At 41.4% G+C, this 23,066-nt stretch carries 26 protein-coding genes and 1 riboswitch; of the genes, 1 reads left to right on the forward strand and 25 read right to left on the reverse strand.

What is annotated here, in order from left to right:
* Positions 1–123: 123 nt before the first annotated feature.
* Both prfB and secA read right to left on the reverse strand, forming a co-directional pair.
* Positions 124–1,222 (reverse strand): peptide chain release factor 2 gene (prfB, locus tag OSJ91_RS26340; protein WP_241593077.1). Its coding sequence is split into 2 segments (ribosomal slippage): positions 124–1,158 and positions 1,160–1,222, totalling 1,098 coding nucleotides; the frame shifts between segments, so codons are not numbered across the junction.
* Between the two features lie 169 nt (positions 1,223–1,391).
* On the reverse strand, positions 1,392–3,905 hold the full coding sequence (secA, locus tag OSJ91_RS26345) for a preprotein translocase subunit SecA (RefSeq protein WP_241593075.1): 2,514 nt from the start codon (positions 3,903–3,905) through the stop codon (positions 1,392–1,394).
* A 417-nt stretch (positions 3,906–4,322) separates the two neighbouring features.
* On the opposite strand from secA, the gene OSJ91_RS26350 reads away from it, so the two are divergent.
* A complete protein-coding gene (locus OSJ91_RS26350; protein WP_063233922.1) occupies positions 4,323–4,646 on the forward strand; it encodes a helix-turn-helix domain-containing protein in 324 nt (107 codons plus the stop codon).
* A gap of 149 nt (positions 4,647–4,795) precedes the next feature.
* Here OSJ91_RS26350 and OSJ91_RS26355 read toward each other — a convergent pair whose 3' ends face one another.
* The 23 genes from OSJ91_RS26355 to OSJ91_RS26465 all read right to left on the reverse strand — a co-directional run bounded on the left by OSJ91_RS26355 (position 4,796) and on the right by OSJ91_RS26465 (position 23,037).
* Positions 4,796–4,936: an anti-repressor SinI family protein gene (locus OSJ91_RS26355; protein ID WP_230176152.1), complete on the reverse strand. Its 141-nt coding sequence runs from the start codon at positions 4,934–4,936 to the stop codon at positions 4,796–4,798.
* A gap of 31 nt (positions 4,937–4,967) precedes the next feature.
* A riboswitch (cyclic di-GMP riboswitch) is annotated at positions 4,968–5,053 on the reverse strand.
* Between the two features lie 658 nt (positions 5,054–5,711).
* Positions 5,712–6,269, reverse strand: a complete 558-nt coding sequence (hpf, locus tag OSJ91_RS26360; RefSeq protein WP_214750236.1) for a ribosome hibernation-promoting factor, HPF/YfiA family — start codon at positions 6,267–6,269, stop codon at positions 5,712–5,714.
* A 251-nt stretch (positions 6,270–6,520) separates the two neighbouring features.
* The gene (gene fliT, locus OSJ91_RS26365) at positions 6,521–6,865 is read right to left on the reverse strand and encodes a flagellar protein FliT (RefSeq protein WP_485890721.1); all 345 of its coding nucleotides are present in this window, start codon (positions 6,863–6,865) and stop codon (positions 6,521–6,523) included.
* Positions 6,865–7,266: a flagellar export chaperone FliS gene (fliS, locus tag OSJ91_RS26370; protein ID WP_350300564.1), complete on the reverse strand. Its 402-nt coding sequence runs from the start codon at positions 7,264–7,266 to the stop codon at positions 6,865–6,867. The genes fliT and fliS overlap by 1 nt, the downstream gene beginning before the upstream one ends.
* Before the next feature lie 24 nt (positions 7,267–7,290).
* Positions 7,291–8,802, reverse strand: coding sequence for a flagellar hook-associated protein 2 (locus OSJ91_RS26375; protein WP_485890722.1), 1,512 nt, complete (start codon positions 8,800–8,802; stop codon positions 7,291–7,293).
* A gap of 14 nt (positions 8,803–8,816) precedes the next feature.
* Positions 8,817–9,176, reverse strand: coding sequence for a flagellar protein FlaG (flaG, locus tag OSJ91_RS26380; protein ID WP_485890723.1), 360 nt, complete (start codon positions 9,174–9,176; stop codon positions 8,817–8,819).
* 98 nt (positions 9,177–9,274) lie between these two features.
* Positions 9,275–9,484, reverse strand: a complete 210-nt coding sequence (locus OSJ91_RS26385; RefSeq protein WP_485890724.1) for a hypothetical protein — start codon at positions 9,482–9,484, stop codon at positions 9,275–9,277.
* A gap of 778 nt (positions 9,485–10,262) precedes the next feature.
* A complete protein-coding gene (locus OSJ91_RS26390; RefSeq protein ID WP_485890725.1) occupies positions 10,263–10,649 on the reverse strand; it encodes a DUF8042 domain-containing protein in 387 nt (128 codons plus the stop codon).
* Positions 10,650–10,662: 13 nt separating this feature from the next.
* Positions 10,663–11,910 (reverse strand): flagellin lysine-N-methylase, encoded by a 1,248-nt coding sequence (fliB, locus tag OSJ91_RS26395; RefSeq protein ID WP_485890726.1) that lies wholly within the window; start codon positions 11,908–11,910, stop codon positions 10,663–10,665.
* Positions 11,911–12,428: 518 nt separating this feature from the next.
* On the reverse strand, positions 12,429–12,563 hold the full coding sequence (locus OSJ91_RS26400; RefSeq protein ID WP_485890727.1) for a flagellin: 135 nt from the start codon (positions 12,561–12,563) through the stop codon (positions 12,429–12,431).
* 325 nt (positions 12,564–12,888) lie between these two features.
* On the reverse strand, positions 12,889–13,623 hold the full coding sequence (locus tag OSJ91_RS26405; protein ID WP_485890728.1) for a flagellin N-terminal helical domain-containing protein: 735 nt from the start codon (positions 13,621–13,623) through the stop codon (positions 12,889–12,891).
* A gap of 138 nt (positions 13,624–13,761) precedes the next feature.
* Positions 13,762–13,995 carry a carbon storage regulator CsrA gene (gene csrA / locus OSJ91_RS26410; RefSeq protein WP_485891947.1) on the reverse strand — a complete coding sequence of 78 codons (234 nt, stop codon included), beginning with the start codon at positions 13,993–13,995 and terminating at the stop codon, positions 13,762–13,764.
* Complete coding sequence (fliW, locus tag OSJ91_RS26415) at positions 13,995–14,438, reverse strand: flagellar assembly protein FliW (RefSeq protein ID WP_485890729.1); 444 nt, start codon at positions 14,436–14,438, stop codon at positions 13,995–13,997. Before fliW ends, csrA begins: the two co-directional genes overlap by 1 nt.
* Positions 14,439–14,446: 8 nt before the next feature.
* Positions 14,447–15,028, reverse strand: a complete 582-nt coding sequence (locus OSJ91_RS26420; protein ID WP_485890730.1) for a DUF6470 family protein — start codon at positions 15,026–15,028, stop codon at positions 14,447–14,449.
* Between the two features lie 41 nt (positions 15,029–15,069).
* Positions 15,070–15,948 (reverse strand): flagellar hook-associated protein FlgL, encoded by an 879-nt coding sequence (flgL, locus tag OSJ91_RS26425; protein ID WP_485890731.1) that lies wholly within the window; start codon positions 15,946–15,948, stop codon positions 15,070–15,072.
* Positions 15,949–15,963: 15 nt separating this feature from the next.
* Entirely contained in the window at positions 15,964–17,523 is a 1,560-nt protein-coding gene (flgK, locus tag OSJ91_RS26430) for a flagellar hook-associated protein FlgK (protein WP_485890732.1), read from the reverse strand.
* 30 nt (positions 17,524–17,553) lie between these two features.
* On the reverse strand, positions 17,554–18,042 hold the full coding sequence (locus OSJ91_RS26435) for a flagellar protein FlgN (protein WP_485890733.1): 489 nt from the start codon (positions 18,040–18,042) through the stop codon (positions 17,554–17,556).
* A 77-nt stretch (positions 18,043–18,119) separates the two neighbouring features.
* Positions 18,120–18,383, reverse strand: coding sequence for a flagellar biosynthesis anti-sigma factor FlgM (gene flgM, locus OSJ91_RS26440; RefSeq protein WP_063595755.1), 264 nt, complete (start codon positions 18,381–18,383; stop codon positions 18,120–18,122).
* Positions 18,384–18,601: 218 nt separating this feature from the next.
* Entirely contained in the window at positions 18,602–19,021 is a 420-nt protein-coding gene (locus OSJ91_RS26445; protein ID WP_350300573.1) for a TIGR03826 family flagellar region protein, read from the reverse strand.
* Positions 19,022–19,120: 99 nt separating this feature from the next.
* Positions 19,121–19,813 (reverse strand): ComFC family protein, encoded by a 693-nt coding sequence (locus OSJ91_RS26450; protein ID WP_350300574.1) that lies wholly within the window; start codon positions 19,811–19,813, stop codon positions 19,121–19,123.
* Positions 19,806–21,197: an ATP-dependent helicase ComFA gene (locus OSJ91_RS26455; RefSeq protein ID WP_485891948.1), complete on the reverse strand. Its 1,392-nt coding sequence runs from the start codon at positions 21,195–21,197 to the stop codon at positions 19,806–19,808. The genes OSJ91_RS26450 and OSJ91_RS26455 overlap by 8 nt, the downstream gene beginning before the upstream one ends.
* Before the next feature lie 122 nt (positions 21,198–21,319).
* Positions 21,320–22,162: a DegV family protein gene (locus OSJ91_RS26460; RefSeq protein ID WP_413019984.1), complete on the reverse strand. Its 843-nt coding sequence runs from the start codon at positions 22,160–22,162 to the stop codon at positions 21,320–21,322.
* Positions 22,163–22,353: 191 nt separating this feature from the next.
* Positions 22,354–23,037 carry a response regulator gene (locus OSJ91_RS26465; RefSeq protein ID WP_350300631.1) on the reverse strand — a complete coding sequence of 228 codons (684 nt, stop codon included), beginning with the start codon at positions 23,035–23,037 and terminating at the stop codon, positions 22,354–22,356.
* Positions 23,038–23,066: the final 29 nt, after the last annotated feature.

The following is a 23,066-nucleotide window of genomic DNA, read 5'->3' on the forward strand; positions in this document are numbered from 1 at the left end:
TATTATCTAGTATTGGCCGAACGAGGTAGAGCATCCCTTTTCAATCCTGTAAATGTCAGCCAGAAGATTCATTAAAAAGGGAAAAAAAAGCCGGACCGGGGAAACCGGTCCGACTGGCTGATCTTATAATTTTGAACGCAAGTACGCATCAATGAACATATCGATATCGCCATCCATGACAGCTCCCAGGTTTCCGGTCTCCGCACTGGTACGGTGATCTTTAACCATGGAATATGGGTGGAAAACATAAGAACGAATTTGGCTTCCCCAGCCAATTTCCTTTTGCTCACCACGGATTTCATCCAATTCCGCTTGTTGCTGCTCAATTTCACGTTGATACAATTTGGCTTTCAGCATATTCATGGCCTGGGCCTTGTTTTTGATTTGAGATCTCTCGTTTTGGCACGTTACCACGGTGTTCGTAGGTATATGGGTGATCCGGACTGCCGAGTCCGTTGTATTGATATGCTGACCACCTGCACCACTTGCCCGGTACGTATCGATTTTCAAATCTTCCGTGCGTACTTCTATATTGATCGTCTCATCGAATTCTGGCATGACTTCACATGAAACGAATGAAGTATGGCGTCGTCCTGAGGAATCGAAAGGAGAAATACGGACAAGACGGTGTACCCCTTTTTCCGCTTTCAAATAACCATAGGCGTTATGGCCTTTGAAAATTAAAGTGACACTCTTGATCCCAGCTTCATCACCTGGAAGGTAATCAAGGGTTTCCACTTTAAAGCCTCTTTTTTCACCCCATCTTGTATACATGCGCAGCAGCATGGAACCCCAATCCTGGGACTCCGTTCCGCCTGCACCAGGATGCAGTTCAAGAATGGCATTTTTCGAGTCATATTCTTCACTTAGTAAAAGTTGAAGTTCAAAGTCATTCATCTTTTGTGCAAGAACCGTGATCTCTTCTTCCAGCTCCGCTAAAAGTTCTTGATCATTCTCCTCTTTCACTAATTCATATGTCAAATCCAGATTTTCATATGATTCATTCAGGTCGGACAATTGATTGACTTGTTCTTTTAAAGCATTCGTTTCATTGATGACAGTTTGTGCTTTTTGCTGATCATTCCAAAAATCGGGATGTGTCATCTCATTTTCTAGCTGTGCGATTCGTGCCTCTTTTTCATCTAAGTCAAAGAGACCCCCTAAAGTCCGTTAATCGTTGCGCTGTCCGTTCAAGTTCATTTCTAATTTCTGCTAATTCCATTTCTCTTCACCTCATTAAGTATGTTAAAAAAATCCCTGAAGAGGGATTCCCTTCATTACAAATAAATCTCTCCAAACTATATGCAAATGTATTGCTTTATGCAAACAAAACATGAAAAGAGGCGGCAAGCCTTACACTTAACCGTCCCATAATCATTATACACCTAACTTTAGCCTAAATTGCCATGGCAATTCTTATATTTTTTACCGCTGCCGCATGGGCATAACGCGTTTCGGCCAACGTCTTCCTTTTTACGTGCAGGGGCTTTTTTCACTTTTCCCCCGTCTTCTTCCTTCGGATTGACCGCTTGTCCTTTTATGACTTCCTTGCGTTCCAAATTGTTGCGGATTTCGGCCTTCATGATGTATTTTGCGACTTCATCCTCCATTGAAGCAATCATCGCTTCAAACATCGCGAAACCTTCTGATTGATATTCACGAAGCGGATCGATCTGGCCATAAGCACGAAGGTGGATCCCTTGGCGCAATTGCTCCATCGCATCAATATGGTCCATCCACTTACTATCGACTGCACGAAGAACGATTACTTTTTCGAATTCACGCATTTGTTCTTCAGATAGCTCTTCTTCTTTTTGGTCATAGCTTTCTTTCACTTTTGCTAAAATGAACTCAACCAATTCCGATTCATTTTTCCCTTCCAAATCAGCTACAGTGATTGAACCTTCATTGAATAGGTTACCATTCAGGTAATCGACAAGGCCTTGTAAATTCCAGCCTTCCTCATCGCCCATTGGTGCAAACGCGACAACATTTCGCTGGATGGATGCCGTGATCATCGTTTCGACGATTTCACGTAAGTTCTCACTTTCCATGACATCGAAACGCTGTTTATAAATAATTTCCCGTTGTTGACGGAGAACATCGTCATACTGCAGTAATTGCTTACGTGAATCGAAGTTATTGCCTTCGACCCGTTTCTGTGCGGATTCAACGGCCCTTGTCACCATTTTACTTTGAATTGGCTGGGAATCATCCATACCAAGGCGTGCCATCATGTTTTTCATGTTATCCGAACCAAAGCGGCGCATCAATTCATCTTCCATTGATAAATAGAATTGAGTGACCCCTGGATCTCCCTGACGGCCGGACCGACCACGCAGCTGGTTATCTATACGCCTGCTTTCATGACGTTCCGTACCGATGACAGCAAGGCCCCCAAGCTCCTTGACACCTTCACCAAGCTTGATATCCGTACCGCGCCCTGCCATGTTCGTAGCGATCGTAACTGATCCTTGATTACCTGCATTCGCAATGATTTCCGCTTCACGCTCATGGTTCTTGGCATTCAAAACATCGTGAGGGATTCCTTTTTTGGATAAATAGGCAGATATGACTTCAGATGTTTCGATGGCAACCGTACCGACAAGCACAGGCTGACCCTTTGTATAGCGTTCGGCGATGTCTTCCACAACAGCCTTGAATTTCCCATCGGTTGTAGCGTATATAAGATCTGCCCTGTCGTCCCTGATGATATTCCTGTTTGTCGGGATCGCAATGACATTCATATTATAAATATTGCGGAATTCCTCTTCTTCCGTTTTGGCTGTACCGGTCATACCTGAAAGCTTTTCATACATCCTGAAATAGTTCTGGAATGTAATCGTCGCAAGAGTCATGCTTTCATTTTGAATTTCAAGTCCTTCTTTCGCTTCGATCGCCTGGTGGAGACCTTCACTGTAACGGCGGCCTTTCATCAAACGGCCAGTGAATTGGTCAACGATGACTATCTCGCCTTCCTGGACAACATAATCCACATCCAAATGCATGGAAACATGCGCCTTTAACGCCTGATTGATATGATGATTCAAAGTAACGTGATTAATATCGAATAAATTATCGATATTAAACGCTTTTTCAGCTCGATTCATCCCATCTTCCGTCAGCTGAACACCTTTTGTCTTTTCATCATATGTGTAGTCGGTTTCTTTTTTTAAGGTTCTTACAAACGCATTGGCCTGGATATAAAGCTGAGCCGATTTTTGTGCCGAACCGGAAATGATCAATGGCGTTCTTGCCTCATCGATCAAAATCGAATCGACCTCATCAATGACGGCGAAGTGCAGCGGACGCTGTACCATTTGTTCTTTATATAACACCATATTGTCACGAAGATAATCAAAACCTAACTCATTATTCGTACTGTACGTAATGTCAGCATTGTACGCCGCCTGCTTTTCTTCTTTAGAATGACTGTTCAAATTCAATCCAACGGTCAAACCAAGGAAATCATACAATACGCCCATCTCGGTGGCATCACGGTGTGCCAAGTATTCATTGACAGTAACGACATGTACACCTTTACCGGTAAGCGCGTTTAAATAAACCGGCATGGTGGATGTTAAGGTTTTACCTTCCCCTGTTTTCATCTCGGAGATATTTCCATCATGAAGTGATGCCCCACCCATGATTTGAACACGGTAAGGATATAAGCCCAGAGCACGCTTTGCCCCTTCACGTGCAACCGCAAAAGCCTCAACAAGCAAATCATCAACGGTTTCCCCATTTTGATAACGCTCTTTAAACTCACCCGTTTTGGCACGCAACTGTTCATCCGATAACGCTGCCGTCTCATCAGCCAGCGCTTCGACCTGATCGGCGATTTTTTCTAAACGTTTGATTTCTCGCTTATTCGGATCAAAAACTTTATTTAATATATTAAGCATTCAATAACGCTCCTCTATTATGGTAATGATCGTTCAATGACAAAATTCATATAAGTAAGAAGAAACACACTTCTATTATTACTAATGCACGCTTAATTTTACCACTTCTATCATAGAGGTACAACTTCATGTCACTTCCCTGGTATAGACCTGAATTCAATTCTTGCGAAAAACAATGGATAAATGAGGAGTAAAACTGTTAAAATAGAAGGAAGTATAAAAAATATGTTGCAAATTCCCCACTATTCCATGTGTAAATGAGAATTATCCATAACCTTCCATCACTAGATGCTGTGTCCTCTCTAGCGATAGCATGTCAAGGTAATCCAACCTTACAGTCGTCTTGTTTGAATGATAAGATTGGCTACTGACACTTATTAGCGGAAGATAAATAGAACATGTTTCGAGGTGGTATTGATGATTGGTGAACGTGTAAAAAAACTGCGAGAAGAAAAGAAAATGTCGATGACTGAACTTGCCGATAAAGCGGGTGTGGCAAAGTCTTATTTAAGTTCGCTCGAGCGGAACTTACAAACGAATCCTTCTATTCAATTTCTTGAAAAAATCTCCGCCGTACTTAACATTCCTGTTGATGCCCTGCTTTATGATGCACCAAATAAGGAAACCTTGGACACTGACTGGATGAAAATCGTTGAGGAAGCCATGAATTCGGGTGTTTCAAAACAACAATTCAGGGAATTTATCGAGTTTAATAAATGGAGAAAAGATAAAGAAGAGTAGAGTGGTAATGCACTAGTTTACCTACATAATCCTGAAGAATACAGTTTGAATAAGCTAGACTTGTTAGAATCTCAAGGAAGAATAAACCCTATAAACAGCTAATGAATCGAATTACTGTTTATAGGGATGTTCTCGATCTTGTTCGGAAGCTATTTTCCATTGTTCTCCTCTAATGTTACCTCAAGGCTTTCCCGTTTCAAAAAAGCACTGATTTCCTCTTTTTTGAAACCCAAGCTCCTTGCTTCTGAAATCAATTTCACCCATTCTTGATCCATCTCCACATTAGCCACCTCTTCTACCTCCTAAAATACTCTTTGTATTTCAGGCAGACCAGCCATCATAGTCTCGAGGACCTTAGACCTGTGCCTTTGCGCCCTCATCTTTCAATAAGTTTGCCTTTGTCGTGGTATTTATTACCAAATACATTACTTATAATCATATTATAACGGATACCCACTCCATATATTGCTATTTTATGTCGGTAATCTACCTAAATGCAAAAACTTTTATCCGACAAAATATTACAATATTAAGAAAATTCAAACTCCAGGTGATTTTTCATAGAATTATTCAATTTCTTTTTTTATAAAATAGTAAAATATTACTCTTCTTAATATTCCGTTTCTGCGCATTGATTCTCTCCATTGTAAGTGCATCCAAGGCTTTTTGCGCAGTTAAATCCTCACCGCAGGTCGGGCAAAGCCACTTTCCATATTCCGTACTGCTAAAAGAAGCCCTATGGCAAGTATGGCAATTCTTTCGATACAAGTAATCCAACCCCTCTGCACCTTAATCAAATTGTTTTTTATAAAAAACCAATCGTTCTTTTTAAAGAACTTACAATTTGAGTATAGTGCAAAAGAAAGGGGTTATTAAATAGGTAAAACTGACTATTTATCTTAATAAAGAACAAAAATTGTTCTTTATTAAGCGTCTTTCGTTAATTTGAATTCTTTAGAGAACAAAAGAAGCAATCATTTTTTCCTTTTCAAACAAATTCTATCAACAGGCATTAAAAAAGCACAACCCAAAGGCTGGGCTGTGCTTGTGATCTTAGAATAATAATTAACTAGGTTCAATCAATCCATAGCGTCCATCTTTTCGGCGGTACACTACGTTCGTTGTATTAGTATCCGCATTCGTGTAAACGAAGAAACTGTGACCAAGCATATTCATTTGTAAAATCGCTTCTTCACTGTCCATCGGCTTTAAATCAAAGCGCTTATTGCGGACCACTTCAATATCATTATCGTCTTCGAATTCATCCACCACTTCGTCAACTTCCGTATTGAAGGCGAATGCATCTGGTGCAGTCGATAGATTGTTTCGGAACTTGCGATTGACCTTCGTTTTATGTTTACGAATTTGGCGTTCAAGCTTATCATTGATCAAGTCAATGGCAGCATACATATCCGCATTTTCCTCTTCAGCACGAAGAACCAAATTCTGCATGGGAATCGTCACTTCGACCTTTGATGTATTATTGTTTACTTTTAAATTCACTAACACATTTGCATCTGGTGTATTGTTAAAATATCGTTCTAACTTGCCAATTTTCTTTTCGACGTATTCTCGAATTGCTGGAGTTACCTCAATGTTTTCACCGCGTACGTTGTAATTCATAAAGTGAGTCCTCCTTAAATTAAGACTATACAGTTAGATTCTACAATACCCCTCCGGTTCCTTTTAGAAACACATCATGAAATATGTCGAAATAATGAAACAATTGTCGGAAGGTTTGGAAGGGTTGATGTCTGCCCTAGCTTCATTATATCAAATGCTATGCTATAAAGAAAAAATTAAGCCTATTTTATTTACAGAAAATTTAAAAATAATTAACATAAAAACCGTTTGGAAACCAAACGGTTGCGTAATCAGTTTCTTTTATCGTAGAACATACCATCAACTGATAGACTTTCATACGGATTCGTGTATTTATTGGATGATTTTTTCTTCTTATTTATTTCCTGGATATCCCGCTGTATCTCCTGCTTTTGGAGCTTCAGCAAGTGATCGACCTGTTGGTTGAGCAACAGTGCTGCACGTCCCAGCTGCTGCTCTTCACCAGTAAAAGGCGGTTTGATTTGAGAAAGAAGTCCATCTCGCTGATCAATCAGCTGTGTGACCCTTTCTATTTTTTCATCACGTTCTGTGATCGAGTGATCTTCCAGAACGGCAAGTAATTCAGCGGTTAAATCATGAAAGGTTCTAATCACCATTACACTTGACCGCTTTGGGTGAATTGTTTTTTCCGATTGATTTGAATTACTTCTTTCCAAGTATTCCGGAACTCAGTAACAAGTCCCTCCACTTCTTCCAAGGCAGCAACATCATTTTTCAGATTCGCTTCTATCAGACGCCGGTTCATGAAATCATACAGACTCATCATATCTTTGGATACATCCGCATCCATATTCAGCGTCACCATCAATTCATGGACAATGTTTTGCGCCTTAATGATGTTCGTATTCCTCGCTTCGATATTTCCTGCTTCAATGGCTTTCTTCCCAAGCATGATGAACTTCAAACAGCCATTATAAAGCATTAATGTAAGCTCACCCGGGGATGCTGTATTGACTGAATTTTGCTGATACGATTGATATGGATTATTTATCGCCATATTTAACTTCCTTTCTGACTTACCTTAACTAAAATAAGAAGCTAACGATGCACTTTGGCTGTTTGCCTTTTGAATCGCTTTTTCCATCGCCGTGAACTGGTTGTAATAACGTGATTCCAATTTCGTTAACTTTGCTTCAAATGTTGAAATCCGGGTATCCAATCCATTAACCAGCTTCCCGATGGTAAACGAGTTATTAACATATCCGGCTTTCCCGGCCTTTTCCGTTATCGTTTTCATTGAAGATTGTATATCATCCCGCAAACGGCGAGCGAGACCTTTTTCGCTCTTTTCCGTACCATCAGCCATGAACATATTATAAATCGCATTGGGATCCTCACTAATGGCTGCCCGGAGCTTGTCCTCATCAATCGTTAATTTACCGCCCTCCAAATAATTCTTGGTCGTGGTGATTCCCAAACTGCTGAGACTGTTTTTTCCTGTGATTCCATCCACCGAGGTGTATAGGGATGACCTCATTGTGGTCAGGAGGCTTTTTAATGTCGAATCGCTTTTTAACGTTCCGCTCTTTGCTTTTTCTTCCCACAGCTTCACTTCATCCTCTGTCATTGCCTTCTTTTGCTCCGAGGTAAGCGGGGTAAAGGAGCGATATTTCGCTTCACCCGTTTTATCTTGAACCTTTTTAATGATTTCATTGTATTTATTCACAAACTGTGTGATCGTGTCTAAGATGGCATCCACATCAGCTGTTGATGAGAATGTTACTGTATCCGTCGTTTTTTGCTTTATCGTTATTTCCGCTCCATTAATCTGAAACGTATTCGAGGGCCGGGAAATGTCCAGGCCATTATAAGTAATCGATGCATTTTCCCCTATTGTACCGCCAGTCCCTTCATTGTTACTGCTCATTTTTAGCGTATTGAAGAAATCTCCGGTACCCCCTAATTCAATTTCAGGGCGATCTTTCACATCACCTGTATTTTTAGCAGTGATGGAAAACTTTTGCGAATTTTCATCAAAAAATAGAGTCACTCCCGAGTTGGCATTAATTTTATTGATAACACTCTCTAACGTATCATCCGCATTAAGGGTAAGCGTATAAGGTTTTTCTACTGTTATCCCATCTTTTACTTCCGTATCAAAACCGCCATCTTTATTGATGGCCAGTATCGTAATATCTTGAGGTGTCGTAATACCCAATTCAGACAGTTTCTTTTTAGGGTCAGTAACAGCCGATTTTTCCGTACTGGTCATACTCGCTGCTTTGGCAAGTCCATTCACTTTAATATTTCCAGTGAAATCACTTGCTGAATTCACATTTTTAACGGATACGGCATCTGGATTCGATACCGATACTACCTTTTTAATGAAGGAAGACTTTTTCCCAATCCCATCACGAATGAGCGTATCCAATTCTGATAAAGATGTATTGATAGATCGATAATCATCCCGCTGCCACTCGGAATACTGCTTTTTCTGTGTTAATTTATCCAATGGCACCCGTTCCGCCTGCATCATGCTTTTAACTATTTCATCTATGTCCATTCCACTTGCTAAACCACTGACTCGTACCACAATTGATCACCCGCTTATATTTTTTCATCCACCATGATTCCGACAAACTCCGTCATTGCCGCGTAGAAATCCAATAACTTCTTTGGTGGGATCTCCCGAATTGTCTCATCCGTTACATCATCCACAACCTTGACATAATACTCATTCAGCTTCTCATGATATTCAAAACGAACGGCCGTATGTGTTGGATCCAGGAAGGTGTTCAAACTATCCACCACTTCCTGCACCTTTTCTTTTTTAGGCTGATTGGATTCCACACTTTGTTCAGAATAGGCAACTGTATTGATTTCTCTTTGATAGTAAGAACTAATTCCCTCTGAGATGGCTGTTCTAAGTTGTGAGGAAAGAATATTCGTGGACAAACTCTCCAGCATTTAAAAAGCCCCCAATATGATATCTTTACTTTTTATATCGGTAATTAAGATTTTATATTTAGTCACTCTTACATTTTGGTTGCATCTGCAGACATTCATTAATGATCCTTTGTTATAAAAGAGATTCTACTAAAAAAACTCCAGAAAAAAATATCTGGAGTTTTTTGGGTTTTTAAATTTTGACCGTTGATTTCCTCTCCAGTCACTCGCTTTCCGCGGGCGGTCCGGGAGCCTCCTCGGCGCTTTTGCGCCTGCGGGGTCTCCCTTGGACTCGCATTCCCGCAGGAGTCTCGCACCTTCCGTTCCAATCAACTTTGTTTTAACAGTTAGATTGCTCTTTTTACCTACAGTCTTTTGACCAGATTTTCCATCGAATCTTAATGAGAGCTTCAGAAAGAAAACGGATAAGTATAAGCATGTATTTCTAACTCCGTACATGAGAAAGCCAGTGGGAATAAGCGGAATGTTGGAAAACCTGAAGACGTTTTAGCAAATATAGCTTACAAAATTCCAGCCCCAGCCATTACAAACTACCATTACGGCAAAGAAATCATACCGGCTTTACCCTATACACGTCCTCGAACAAAAGAAGGATTCTTTCGAAAGTATGATTATATGTACGATGAACATTTCTATAAATGCACAAACCCAATGAAAAAATAAAAAGGTGTCGGAATGAGACCATTCCGACACCTTTTTATTTACAAACTTAAGACTCCATACAATATCTTAAGTCTTTGAATGAAAACCAGGTAAAGATTAACGTAATAATTGAAGAACGCCTTGTGGTTGTTGGTTCGCTTGCTTTGCGACTATGTCTTTCGATCATAGAATAGACTATATCTTCATCCATGTTTTTCATGGAGCTGGGCACTTCGAACAGCTTGTGCTGCCCTACGAGATTCATAGTCATAGCTTTCGCCTTATACCGTGTTCCCTAGTCGTTGAACCTCCAAAGTTTCCTCAAAAAAGCTTGGCTGCTGATTATCCATTAGATCATCTTCATCATTTTCGGACCATCACGCTTACCGTTTCCAGTTACGTATTGGTTGATGAAGCGTTAGCCTAAGCCGAAATTAAATTACTTTATTGTGAGACATATCTACCCAAAACATTCTGAATAATTTCTATCCAAGTAGAAAAAGATGGATATAAAAAATCATTTATTATCTTTATTTTTATATCATAATGATCAAAATGCCCATCTAGCTTGAAAGCCGCAACAATCACATCCTGAAAATTCGTGATCACCTGCTGGATCGATTCATTATCTACTAATAATCGTTCGAGAAGTGTATTTGTGTAGGCAATAGCGGTCAATGCTTGAAGAATTTCAGATACAACTAAATCACCCTCAGTTTTGCTTAAATCCATGAAACTATTTATAACATTTGCAAACCCTTCTTCAATTCCACTTACCAGGTTCAGATACTGCTGACATAAATCAAATTGTTCTTCTGTTAGCTGTTTCATTCGAGACCCCTATTTAGTTCTTAATTAAAATAGCCATATAAGCCATTGTTGTAAATTCATTAGCTTTCAGTAAATCGAACATCTTTTGTAAATTGGTGTTGTTATGCTCAACAGTTTTTGCGAAAGACTGGATTAGTTTGATAATTAGATCTGTCGTTAACCCTTTATGAAAGCCAGCCATACCTATTAAATGGAGCTTAATCATCGAATAATGGATGACTAACATAACATAATCATCAAAAAGTGTTTTTTGTCCTAGAGGAAACAAGTTTTTAAATACACTATTGACAAGATAGTTTTCTAAAATATACTCATGTTCAGTCATAAATGGCTCGTAAAATTCTTCAAAAGCCTTTTTATAATATTCTGTAACCTCTTCAACAGTTGCTTCTTTTGTATATTGAATACCTTCTAACATTTCTGTTAAGCACTCGATGTATCTTTTACTATTGATTCCTAGAGCATATCGATAATCAACTAATTCTTTACACAATTCCATTTGTACCTCTAACAGAGTAGGTATTTCGACAAGTAGTTCTTTCATTCCATGATTAGCCATCAAGTTAGTGAATTTGGAGATTGTACTTGGAATCACATGTACATCACCTTGATCGATTTGTCCTTGTACCTTTTGATAGAACATTCCTAAAATAATGAGACGCTCTGCTAATGTATATGTGCGATCCTGTATCACTTGAATTGAAAAAATACGTAATTCCCACAAATATTTCTGTACTTTATTAGTATACTTCGAATTATTAGTTATTAATTGCTTGGTAATAAACCCACGAGTGTCAACTGGCTCTTCAATTTGATCGAATTCAATTCCACTTGGATTTAAAAGTGCTAAACGTGCAGCTTCAGGACATGACATGGTGGCTGATTTCTCAACTACACCATTAATACTATTAATCGAGCGAGGGTATACTGTACAAGTATTGGATAAAAACTCTGCTCCTATATTCAATTGTACTTTACAAAGGTTCTCTTCCGATAGGAAGGAACACCTACCTTCATTTTCCATTCTAATCTTAGCATAAGACATTGCCGACGATTTTGACCGTTGTCTTGTTACATTTTTCTCAAAAAGTGGTTTTAGTTCTAAGTCACGTGATTTTTTGTATTTTTTATATGTATCTTCATCAATATCTACTCGCCAGCCGATGCAACAAGAATCTTCACAAGCAGAACCTATACAAGAAAATTCTCGCATGTATTGTGGAACAAGTAATTGTCTTGTTTTAATTGGCTTTTGTGTCATTTTATAATCTCCTTCTAATTTACAATAAACTAAAATAGATTTCCTACTCTTGTAAGCGATCTATTTTAATTATGTAAGAAAAAAACCAAAAAAGGATTGGGAAAAATCCCAATCCCACTTCTAATAAACCTATTATAATTAACGTAACAATTGAAGTACGCCTTGTGGTTGTTGGTTCGCTTGCTTTGCGACTGTACCTTTCGATTACAGAATAGACTATATCTTCACCCACTATTACCGAATGGGGCTGGGCACTTCGAACAGCCTTTGCTGCCCTACGAGATTCATAGTCATAGCATTTATTTGCCTTAGACCGTTTTCTCTAGTCGTTGAACCTTCTCCAGAGTTTCCTCAAAGGAGCTTGGCTGCTGATTATCCATTGTGTCATCTTCATTATTTTCTAACCATCACGCTTACCGTTTCCAGTTACGTTGTGGTTAATGAGGCTTTAGGAAGTTCCAGCAATTCACCCAGTTATACTCTAGCTCGTTACCAAGCTAGACGCCCTTCTAAATCAATTATCTCAAGAGTTGTAAAACTCCTTGAGGGATTTGATTCGATTGAGCCAACATTGCTTGTGCTGCTTGAGAAAGAATAGAGTTCTTAGTTTGGTTCATCATTTCTTTCGCCATCGTGCGAACATTTACTTTCATAAATGACTAGACTATATCTTCACCCTCAACATGATTTGTTAGGGGTCGGGCACTTCGGATCCACAATGCTGATGTACATTGTTTCACCTATGGATTTCATCACCTTGAGCTTAGCTTTTAGATGGTCTATCCTAGTCGTTGAACCTTCTCCACTCTTTCGAGACAGGAGCTTGGCTGCTGATTGCCCAATCCTTTCTTTTTTCAAACCATCACGCCTGTCGTTTCCAACTACGCTGTGGCAAGAAAGGCTCTAAGGGGTTTCCAGCAATTCACCCGATCATACTCACTAGCCGTTACCAGCTAGGACGACTGTACTTGTTACTGCTTACGCAGCTAAAGCATAATCTACGTCACGGATACGAGATTCCGCAGCAGTTAAGTTTTCAGATGCATTGTTCAAGTTATTAATAGTGTGATCTAAACGGTTTTGGTTTGCACCAAGCTTGGATCGTGCAGCAGAAACCGATTTAATTGCATCATCAACTAATTTGATATCAGTATCAAATTTGCCAGTAGTTCCATCAGGAGCTAAAGCTTTAACACCTAAGTCAGTTGAGCTGAATCCTTTTCCAGCTGCTGAATTAATTTCTATGTTTAAAGTTTGTGTAGCATTAGCGCCAATTTGGAAATCTGATTTGAAAGCACCATCTAATAATTTTTTACCATTGAACTCCGTGCGACTTGCAATACCATCTAATTCGTTGTTTAATTCAGCGATTTCATCCTTGATTGCTGTAAGATCCTCAGTTGCTAAAGTACCACCATTACCTGCTTGAACGATTAATTCACGTTGGCGTTGTAGGATAGAGTGTGTTTCACCAAGAGCACCCTCAGCAGTTTGAATTAACGAAATACCATCTTGTGCGTTACGTGAAGCTTGGTCTAACCCGCGAATTTGTCCACGCATTTTTTCAGAAATTGAAAGACCGGCAGCGTCATCACCTGCTTTATTAATTCGAAGACCAGAAGCTAGTTTCTCCATAGAATTTGATTGAGCATTAGTTGCTGAACCTAACTGACGATGTGTGTTAAGTGCTGCGATATTGTGATTGATGATCATTTTTGTTTCCTCCTTGAGTTTTAAGTTCCCACATCCATGTGGTTGTTTACGATGGGCAGTGAATAAGTCGGCCGCCTATATCACTGCCCATCGTTGTATCTTTAATATCGACCTGCTTGGAAACATATTTAGGGGATTTTACGATTTTTTCTTGAAATACTCATTTATGTTTTCCAGAAGGTTGGATTCCGTTTTCACGGCTTCGCTATTTTCCTGCTGGATGGACAGATAGATTTCCTTCCTATGGATTTCGACGTTTTTCGGGGCATTGATCCCGAGTTTGATCTGTTCGCCCTCAACGGACAGGATCGTAATTTCGATATCATCGCCAATCATGATCGCTTCATTTGGTTTTCTGGTCAATACGAGCATCATTCCCCCCCCTGTTCTGCTGGAGGTTCAAACAGTCTGTGCTTTGTACGGTATTCACTTGCGGTCATGATAAATTGCTTTCCCGTTTTTTTTGAGCTATTTATGATGATGGGGGCCTGGAGATTCGCCGTCGTTTCATTGAAAGGGTCCTGGATCGTTAAGATGACGAAAGTAATGACTTCCAGTTCCGTTTCTATTTGTAAAGAAGATAATACCTCATCCGTAAGCTTCACTTCGTAATCATGAAACACTTCAAAAGGATTCGTCACAATGAAGGCCAGCTCTTTAGTTTCTGTCGATTGCAGGACGAAAAATGGCGTGTCATCCAAAGCTAGTAAGCAAAACTGTTTTTCTTCTAAAAATCCCGGTATCCCGCTTTCAAATACATAAATCTCTTTCTCTGCCAATTCGATTTCGCCATGAAACTTTGTTTGTATAATCATCTATGTTTTCACTTCCCTATCTCATCCGGATATAAATTGATGAAATCTATATCCAGCGCATTTTTTTGTAAAATTTCCACATCCACACTGCCTGGTGTGTATGTATGGTTCGGGCTATTGATTTTAGCATCAATGATCGGTTTTTGAGCGGTTGCTTCAATCTTCACTTGGGCCGGCTGGTAGTCAAGCTTCACGCTGAAATGAGAGGGGATCCAGCCGAGATTGAATCTCTTCTCTGGTCCTTTGCTGTTTGTCTTGGCCTGTTCAGCGAGAGCATTACCGCCCTTTTCAATATGCCTCAGCTCCGTTCCCTGCTGTGCACGTCTTGCCATACCCGCCAGCCAATCCTGATATCCCTGCTGCGCAAATTCATCGACTCTTACTGAGAGGCTTTTCAAATCCATGTCTTCCCTTGCTTGTGACTGATCGATCGTCAGCTTGCCTGGTGTCGTTTGAATCTCCAGGATCGCATGCGGCTGTTCGATTGATTGGACCGCTGCCTTCTGTTCGATTTGCTGTACAGGCTGCTCTATATTCAATCCAATCTTCATTGGGGTGGATTGCAATCTAATTTGTGGAATCTGCATCATCAACACTCCTTATAGAAAAAAGCTATCCATTTAAGAATAGCTTAACGAAGAAAATCCAATAAACTCGGCTGCATGATTTTTGCTCCGATACTTAATGCAGCACTATGGACACTTTCCTGGGTCGTCAAATCCATGATCGCTTTTTCGATATCGACATCCTCATTTTTCGAAAGGATTTCAGTGGCAAAAACCTCCTGCTGCTTGAGACGGTCCGTCATCAGCTCAATCCGATTCTGCCTTGCACCAACCTGGGCCTGCATGCCTAAGAAGGTATTTATCGTTGCGTCAAGTCCTTCCAGTGTGCCAGTCACGTCGCCGCCGTTTTCCAGTGCTTCGATTGTTTTGTCGATGCTTCCTCCAGCAGCAAGTGCATCTCCAAAAGTCTTGGAACCATTTGTATTGATTTTAAGGGAAATCCCCGAAAACACTTCAAGGTTTATGTCCCCTGTGCCATACACCGTATTCCCATTTCCGTCTTTAACGGACGATGGTCTCACATTCGTATCCTGACCGTTGAAAATATATTTCCCGCCTATTTGTGTGTCGCCAAGAGTTATGAGATGTTCTTTTAATTGCTTGATTTCTTCAGTAATTGTTTTAAGTTGTTCCCCTTCATACGTGCCATTACTGCCTTGAACGGTTAATTCACGAATCCGCTGCATGGCGGAAACACTTTCAGTAATGGCATCATCCGTGCTGTCGATCCAATTGGTCGCCTCGGAAATGTTGCTCTGATACTGCCCTATTTGATTGAGGTTTGTCCTGTACCCCATTCCCATCATGGCCGCAACAGGGTTATCGGATGGTTTGGAGAACTTCTTTTGAGTAGATACCTGCTCTTGCAGCTTGGACATCTTTTCGTAACTGCTGCTTAAATTGCTCAGCATATTATTGGTTAGCATCGATTGCGTTACCCGCATATTCGTCTCCTCCTATCATCGGCCTACTGTACCCATTCCGTTTATGATTTTATCGAGCATTTCATCCATCATCGTCATCATTCTTGCAGATGCGTTGTATGCCTGCTGGAATTTGATCATGTCGGTCATTTCTTCATCAAGGGATACGGAACTGACGGACTCCCTATTTTGGTTAACCGATGTAGCAAGCACGACAGAGTTGGAAAGGTTCTTTTGGGCGCTTTGGGAATCCACACCAAGCTTTCCGATGATACCGGAATAATAGGTATCAAAGCTTCCTGTCAATTCCTTTGAATTTTGGTCCTTAGTCGAGTACTCACTGAACGCCTTCTTTTTCAGGTCAGCCAGGAGTATAGCATTTTCATTATCCCCGGATGCCCCTCCGCTTTTACCGCCTGCGGCAATTTTCGAAGGATCCTTAACGATCTCACTATTCACCCTGATGCTTTGGGCGGCACTCTTACCTGGTTCAAGTTCAAAGAAATTCAATGTTGAAGTGTTGCCATCACCTAAGGCATAACCTTGTTTATGGATGGCATTAAACTCATTCACAAAAGCCGTCGTCATATTATCGAGCTTTTTCAGCATATCAGGATAAGCGCCGCCGATCGTGCCATCAGCCTTCTTATAGCCGAAACTTTTGATCAAGCCGGATAGTTCTCCCGAGAAATTGTAATCCGTCAATGTTTTCGAACCGAACTTCAATCCATCCACCATACCTGTCGTTTTATCATGGCTAACTTCAACTTTTGAAGTTCCCACCATCCCGGTTTGGTTAACACTGACTAGATTGATTGGCGGCACAAAAGACGAACCGTCCTCTTGCATCAATTCGATATTGTATAGCCCTGTGGCCACATCGCTGGCTCTGCCGTAATCCGCCGGAATGACGTTATTCACTTTAATGCTGACAAGCTGTGAGAGATTGTCCACGAGTACATCACGTTTATCATAAAGGTCATTGGGGATATAACCATGCGGCTCCACTTTGCTGATCTGTTGGTTAAGCTGATCAATACTGCTGATGAGCGTATTGATTTCGTTCGCTTTGACGTTTATCTGGTTGCCGATATCCGTTTGAACGTTCGTTAACGAATTATAGTAGTAGTTTAAAGTATCCGCGACCATGACGCCCGTCGAGGCAACGACTTCACGCGCCCCGGAGTTTTCCGTATTCGCCGTCAGCCCTTGAAGCGAATTCCAGAACTTCTCCATCGTGGCGGCTAATCCGCTGTCGGTCGGTTCATTCATGATCCCTTCCATTTTCGTCAGGGATTCGCTCATGGCCCCGTAATAACCGATTTTATTACTTTGTGTCCTGTATTGTGCATCCAGGAAACTGTCGCGGATCCGCTGAACCGTTTCAGCTGCCACCCCTGTCCCGATTTGGCCGGCAACGCGCGGGCTGTTCAAACCGACAGTCGGGAAGCCCGAAGTCTGGACCAGGTTGACCCGCTGCCTTGAATATCCTAATGTATTGGCATTGGCCACGTTATTTCCTGTTGTATACAAGGCCCCTTGAGAGGTGGATAATCCGCGTTTAGCGGTCTCAAGACCCATAAAGGTTGAAATCATTTGCTCGAACCTCCATCTTTTTTCTGCTTCTTATGCTTTGGAATCAAACATCCCCATGCCGGTTTTTGCCGTTTTCCCGACCGAATCCCCGTAATTCAGGTTCTGGTTCTGTGGCCTCAGCATATCCAAAGAGACATTGATGAATTGAAGGGACTGATAGATCAATTGCTGATTTAAACCGTTCCGCTCCTTCAGCTTTGCCACCTCATCAATCAATTCCGCTTTTAGCATTACAAGGATTTCCGTTTCTTCAGGTCCTGTCAGTTCCGTTACGGTATGGATGGAGGCAGGCTGTCCCGCCGTTCCGTTGGCTGCAAGAAATTCCTCGACTGCCCTTTCTCTTTCCTTATCCGTCTGACTGATCGCTTTAATATGCTTTTGTTCCGAAATCAGCAGGGCAGTGATCGCCTCGGTATCGTTCGCTTTCAAAATGGCCGTTTTTCTTATCGCCAATTGATTGAAGCTTTTATGAAGCTTGATCAATTTTTCAAGCGATCCGATGATGTTCCGTGCAGACATTTTGCTGCCTCCCCCTTTCATAAATGAAGGACGGAAAATGGCTCCGTCCACTTCATTCAAGCTTTTCCATTGAAAATTCATTTCCGGTAAAAATCGATGAGACCCTTAGCCGTTGCTTGTGCATTCAATTTATAATTTCCTTTTTCAACTTGGATTTTCAATTCGTCCACTTTTGCTTGTCTTGCAGCAAGAATCGGTGATGATTGCTGCATTTCTTTTGCCGCTGAAGAAATTTCAACTTTATCCGAGGATTTGACCTTGGATTCTTTGATATTCCCCGTTTTATTGGCTTGAAGATTATAAGGGTTAACACCTGTCATACCGACGTTATTGATTTTCATATTCCAGATCCTCTCCTTCGGTCGATTTTATAAATCCCATAATGTTTCGATTCCTTAACCATTAAAATAGCTCTGGACTGTGTTATTCTCCCTATCGTTATTATCGACAAGGAATGGATTTCTTTAATTGTTTCGTGCAATCTTCCTTCGACACCCATTGTCGAATATTGTTCTCAATATCGAATATCTTAACAAATGCCGCATCATGTTTCCATGATTTATCCTTTTTGATCATCCTTCATGTAGTACGTATTTTTTTTATCATTTCCTTGAATTTCAGTCAGGCGCTTTTCCTCATTTTCAAACGCCTGCAAATCCGTACGCAGTGAATCGCTGCATTTGACGCATAACCTTCCGCTCTTGATGGTAGTGCCACACTTTTCACATGGAATTCCTAGATTGGGAAACTGCGAAATTCTCAGCTTTCCTGTTCTCACAAATTTAATAATTAACGTTTCTTCAACGCCGGTGTCCTTAACCACCTGCATAATGGACGCCGTTCTATTTATTTTTTTGCGAATATATGCATACACTTTATCATATTTGACTTCTTCTTCTTTATAACAGGCATCGCATACATCACGGAATTTCGTCATAACGAATAACGAATTACAGCTTGGACAGTTGAATACTTCCATCGAGGCCCCTCCTTCACCATCACAGCGATTATTCTTCAGTACTGTATATATCGAATAATACCGGCGATACTTTAGGATGTTTAAAAAAAATAAGCTTTTTCACCTAGCCAAGGTGATGGATGATACTTCTTTGGCCCCAGCCAGTATTAAGGCTTTGGCTGCATGCCTGAGAGTTGTGCCTGTCGTGTAAATGTCATCGATGATCAAAATTGATTTATGCTCCAGCAAATCTGATTGCATGACCTGAAAAACCTGCGGTAATGACATTCTCTCTTGACGTGATTTTTTTGATTGTTTTTCCGTATGGATTCTTGTCAAGATCTCAACCGTCTGAAGTCCAAGAAGGTCTGCCAAGGCCTGTCCCTGGTTGAATCCCCGTTCCGTAAGCCGTTCATGACTAAGCGGGATGACCGTTACGAGGTCAAACTCCATGTACTTTAACCTTTCTTTCAAAAAAGGGACGAAAACCTCAGCTAATGCATAATCCCCACGGTACTTATATTTAGCAATAATATCTTTTAAGTATTCATTATAATGAAATAGCGATATGTTCTTCGACAAATAGCCTCCCCATTCCCTATTCCTTTCCCATCTTGAACAATCGAGACAGAGGGCACCGGTCATATGATCCCCACCAAGCTCCCTTGAGCACATTGAACATGTTTCTCCGGTTATTCTATTAAGTTTCCCCTCACATCCTTCACAGATTGCCCTTGCCTCGGCCTGCTTAAGCAGGCTCCTCCATGTCAAAGCTTGCTCCATTCCTTCATCACAAACAAGACATCTATTCATCCAGCAGCCCCCTTTTCATGGCATCTTTATTCATCATTTGTATATGATGAACCGCCTCGGCCATCGCTTTACTTTTACCGTAATGAAAAAAGGTGATCGTCCCGGCAGGGTTAGCAAAGCTTCTCCCTACCCTGCCGGCAATCTGTACGAGGGCACTATCAGAAAACACTTCATGTTCAGCACCGATCACGGCCACTTCCAACCGCTCAATTGTAACGCCGCGTTCGAGGATGGTCGTGGTCAGTAATCCTGGAACCAATCCATTCCTTAATGCCATTACTTTTTCTTTTCGATCAGGGTGCCGGGAATGGACAATCGATAATTTAGGGGACAGCCTTTGAAACAGCGGAATGACCTGCTCCATCACTTCAATGCTTGGAAAAAACAATAAGAAGGGGATGTTCCGCTTAATGCGTTCACTTACCCATCCATTGATTTTGGAGGGAATCTTTTGTTGAAGAAATAGTTTTTGCCAGTTGCCGCTCCACTTCATTTCAGGGACAGGTATTGGCTGACGATGGTAACGTGCGGGGATTATGACGGCTTTCAATTTGCCGCTTCGATATAGCCGCTGCATCCGTTTTGAGGGTGTGGCGGTCAAGTAGATGGTTGCCGCAGAAACCTTTTTCGATTTATTAACCGCATAATGCAGCGAATCATCAATTGAATAGGGAAACGCATCGACTTCATCAACGATGATGACATCGAAAGCTTCAATAAAACGGAAAAGCTGATGGGTCGTGGAAACGGTCATTGGCGAAAAACCATGTCGATCTTCACTGCCGGCATGGAGGGTCGTGACGTCAATGGCCGGAAAGGCTTTTTTTAACCTTGGGGAGAGTTCGAGAACGACATCGGTCCGCGGTGTTGCCAAACAAATCCGTTTCCCGGCTTGCAAGGCTGCCTCAATCGCCGGAAATAGGACCTCCGTCTTCCCTGCCCCGCATACAGCCCATACCAGAAATTCACCTTTTCCTTTTACCGCTTCAACGACACAGTCGGAGGCATTTTGTTGACCTGCGGATAAAGTGCCTGTCCAACTCATCACATTGTCAGGAATCGTAATCTGAATGCCTGGACCGGTCCACCTATAAAGCTTTGCACATTCACTGACCCGTCCCATCATGATGCACGAGCGGCAGTAAGTGCAATCTTGATTGCAAATCTTGCAAGGGAAAGTATAAAACAGGGTTTGATCTTTGTTACCGCAGCGCATACAGTGATAACTGCCGTTCCCGGATTGCACGCCGCAAGTTTCCGAGACATACCCATTCTTGAGGTGCTCTGCGAGAAGTTCTTGGGAGAAGGGGATATCGAAGGCCAAAAGATGTTTTCCAGTGAGATGGTTCTGAAGTTCCGGGGAATAAGGCGGGGAAATTCTCATTTTTTCCAAACTGCAACCTCCATTTCTTGATAAAATACACTCCCCCTTATCATTCGCTTTTAACTCCCGGATTCCTTTTTGTTCATAAAAAAACGCCTTTCACTTAGTAAAGGCGTCACAGCTTAAATTTTATACCAGCCCATCCCCATTGAGCCTTCGCCCAGATGCGTTCCGATTACTGGACCGAAGTAGCTGATGTCGAACTCGACATTCGGGAACCGGGCTTCAAGTTCTGCTTTCCAGTCTTTTGCTTCACTTTCCCGTTTTGCATGAATGATGACGGCTTTATATTTCTCGCCGCTCGCCGCGTCTTCTCCAAGCAAATCGGCAATCCGTTTCATCGCTTTTTTTCTTGTACGGATTTTTTCGAATGGGACGATGACCTTATCAACAAAATGGAGAACCGGCTTCACTTGAAGCAAACTGCCAATCAATGCTTGAGCACTGCTTAAGCGTCCCCCGCGCTGCAAATGGGAAAGGTCATCTGCCATGAAGTACGCCCTGACCGATGGCTTCATCTCTTCAAGCCTGGCCATGATTTCTTCTGCACTTTTATTATCAAGTGCCATCTTTGCCGCCTCGATCACATAAAACCCCTGTACCATGCAGCTGATTTCCGAATCAAAGGCATGAACCTTAATTCCCTCGACCATTTCACCCGCCGATACCGCTCCTTGAAACGTTCCGCTGATGCCGCTCGATAAATGTATGGAAATAACATCATCATATTCTTTTTGCAGTTCCTCGAACTTCTCGACAAATTTCCCGATTGGAGGCTGTGAAGTGGTCGGTAATTTCTCCTGCCTCTTTACTTCCTCATAAAACTCATCCGCAGTAATATCAACTTCCTCCCGGTATGCTTCATTGGAAAAAATGACATTAAGCGGCATCATATGTATATGTAAACGTTCACGCAATTCCTCAGGTATATATGCAGTGCTATCAGTTACGACTGCGGTTTTCATAATAGTACCATCCTTATAAAAATTTACTTCATATCATACTCACCATTCTATCTGAAAATGCCTTTATTTGCATTAAATTACTTTCTGCATTACCAAAAATATGAATCCAGTTAATCATCCTTCCAACAAAAAAGTCCAGCCCTTCAGCACGCATTGCGGATTCTGAAGAGCCGGACTTATCGATCGTTTTATTACTTCACTTCTACCCAGCCGTTTTTAATAGCTAGGACAACCGCTTGTGTACGGTCATTCACATTCATCTTCTGAAGAATGTTACTCACATGGTTCTTGACTGTTTTTTCACTGATATATAGAGTTTCGCCGATGGCACGGTTGCTTTTCCCATCCGCTAAAAGTTGAAGCACTTCACATTCGCGTCGAGTCAATAGGTGAAGCGGCCTCCTGATTTCAATTGTATGTACGGATTCACGATCCGAACCCTCTTCAGCTGCCAAACGGCGATATTCTTTAACTAAATTATGGGTCACCTTCGGATGAAGGTATGAGCCGCCTTCAGCGACTACACGCACAGCATCAATCAACGCATCTGCGTCCATTTCTTTCAACAGATAGCCTTGTGCTCCTGTTTTCAATGCGTGCTGTACGTAGTTTTCATCATCATGAATGGAAAGGATGATGACTTTTGTTTCAGGGTAACGGTTCACGAGCATTTTTGTCGCTTCGACCCCATTCATGTTCGGCATGTTGATATCCATGATAACAACATCAGGTTTATGTGTTTCAACGAGATCCATAGCTTCACTTCCGTCATCACCCTCGGCAACAACATCAAAGGATGATTCAAAATCTAATATGCGCTTTACGCCTTCACGGAAAAGCTGATGGTCATCGATAATGATGATACTAGTCTTCAACGGCTTCTTCCTCCTAGTTTCTATTTAAA

The sequence above is a fragment of the Bacillus sp. T-10(2022) genome (genome assembly GCF_056502895.1).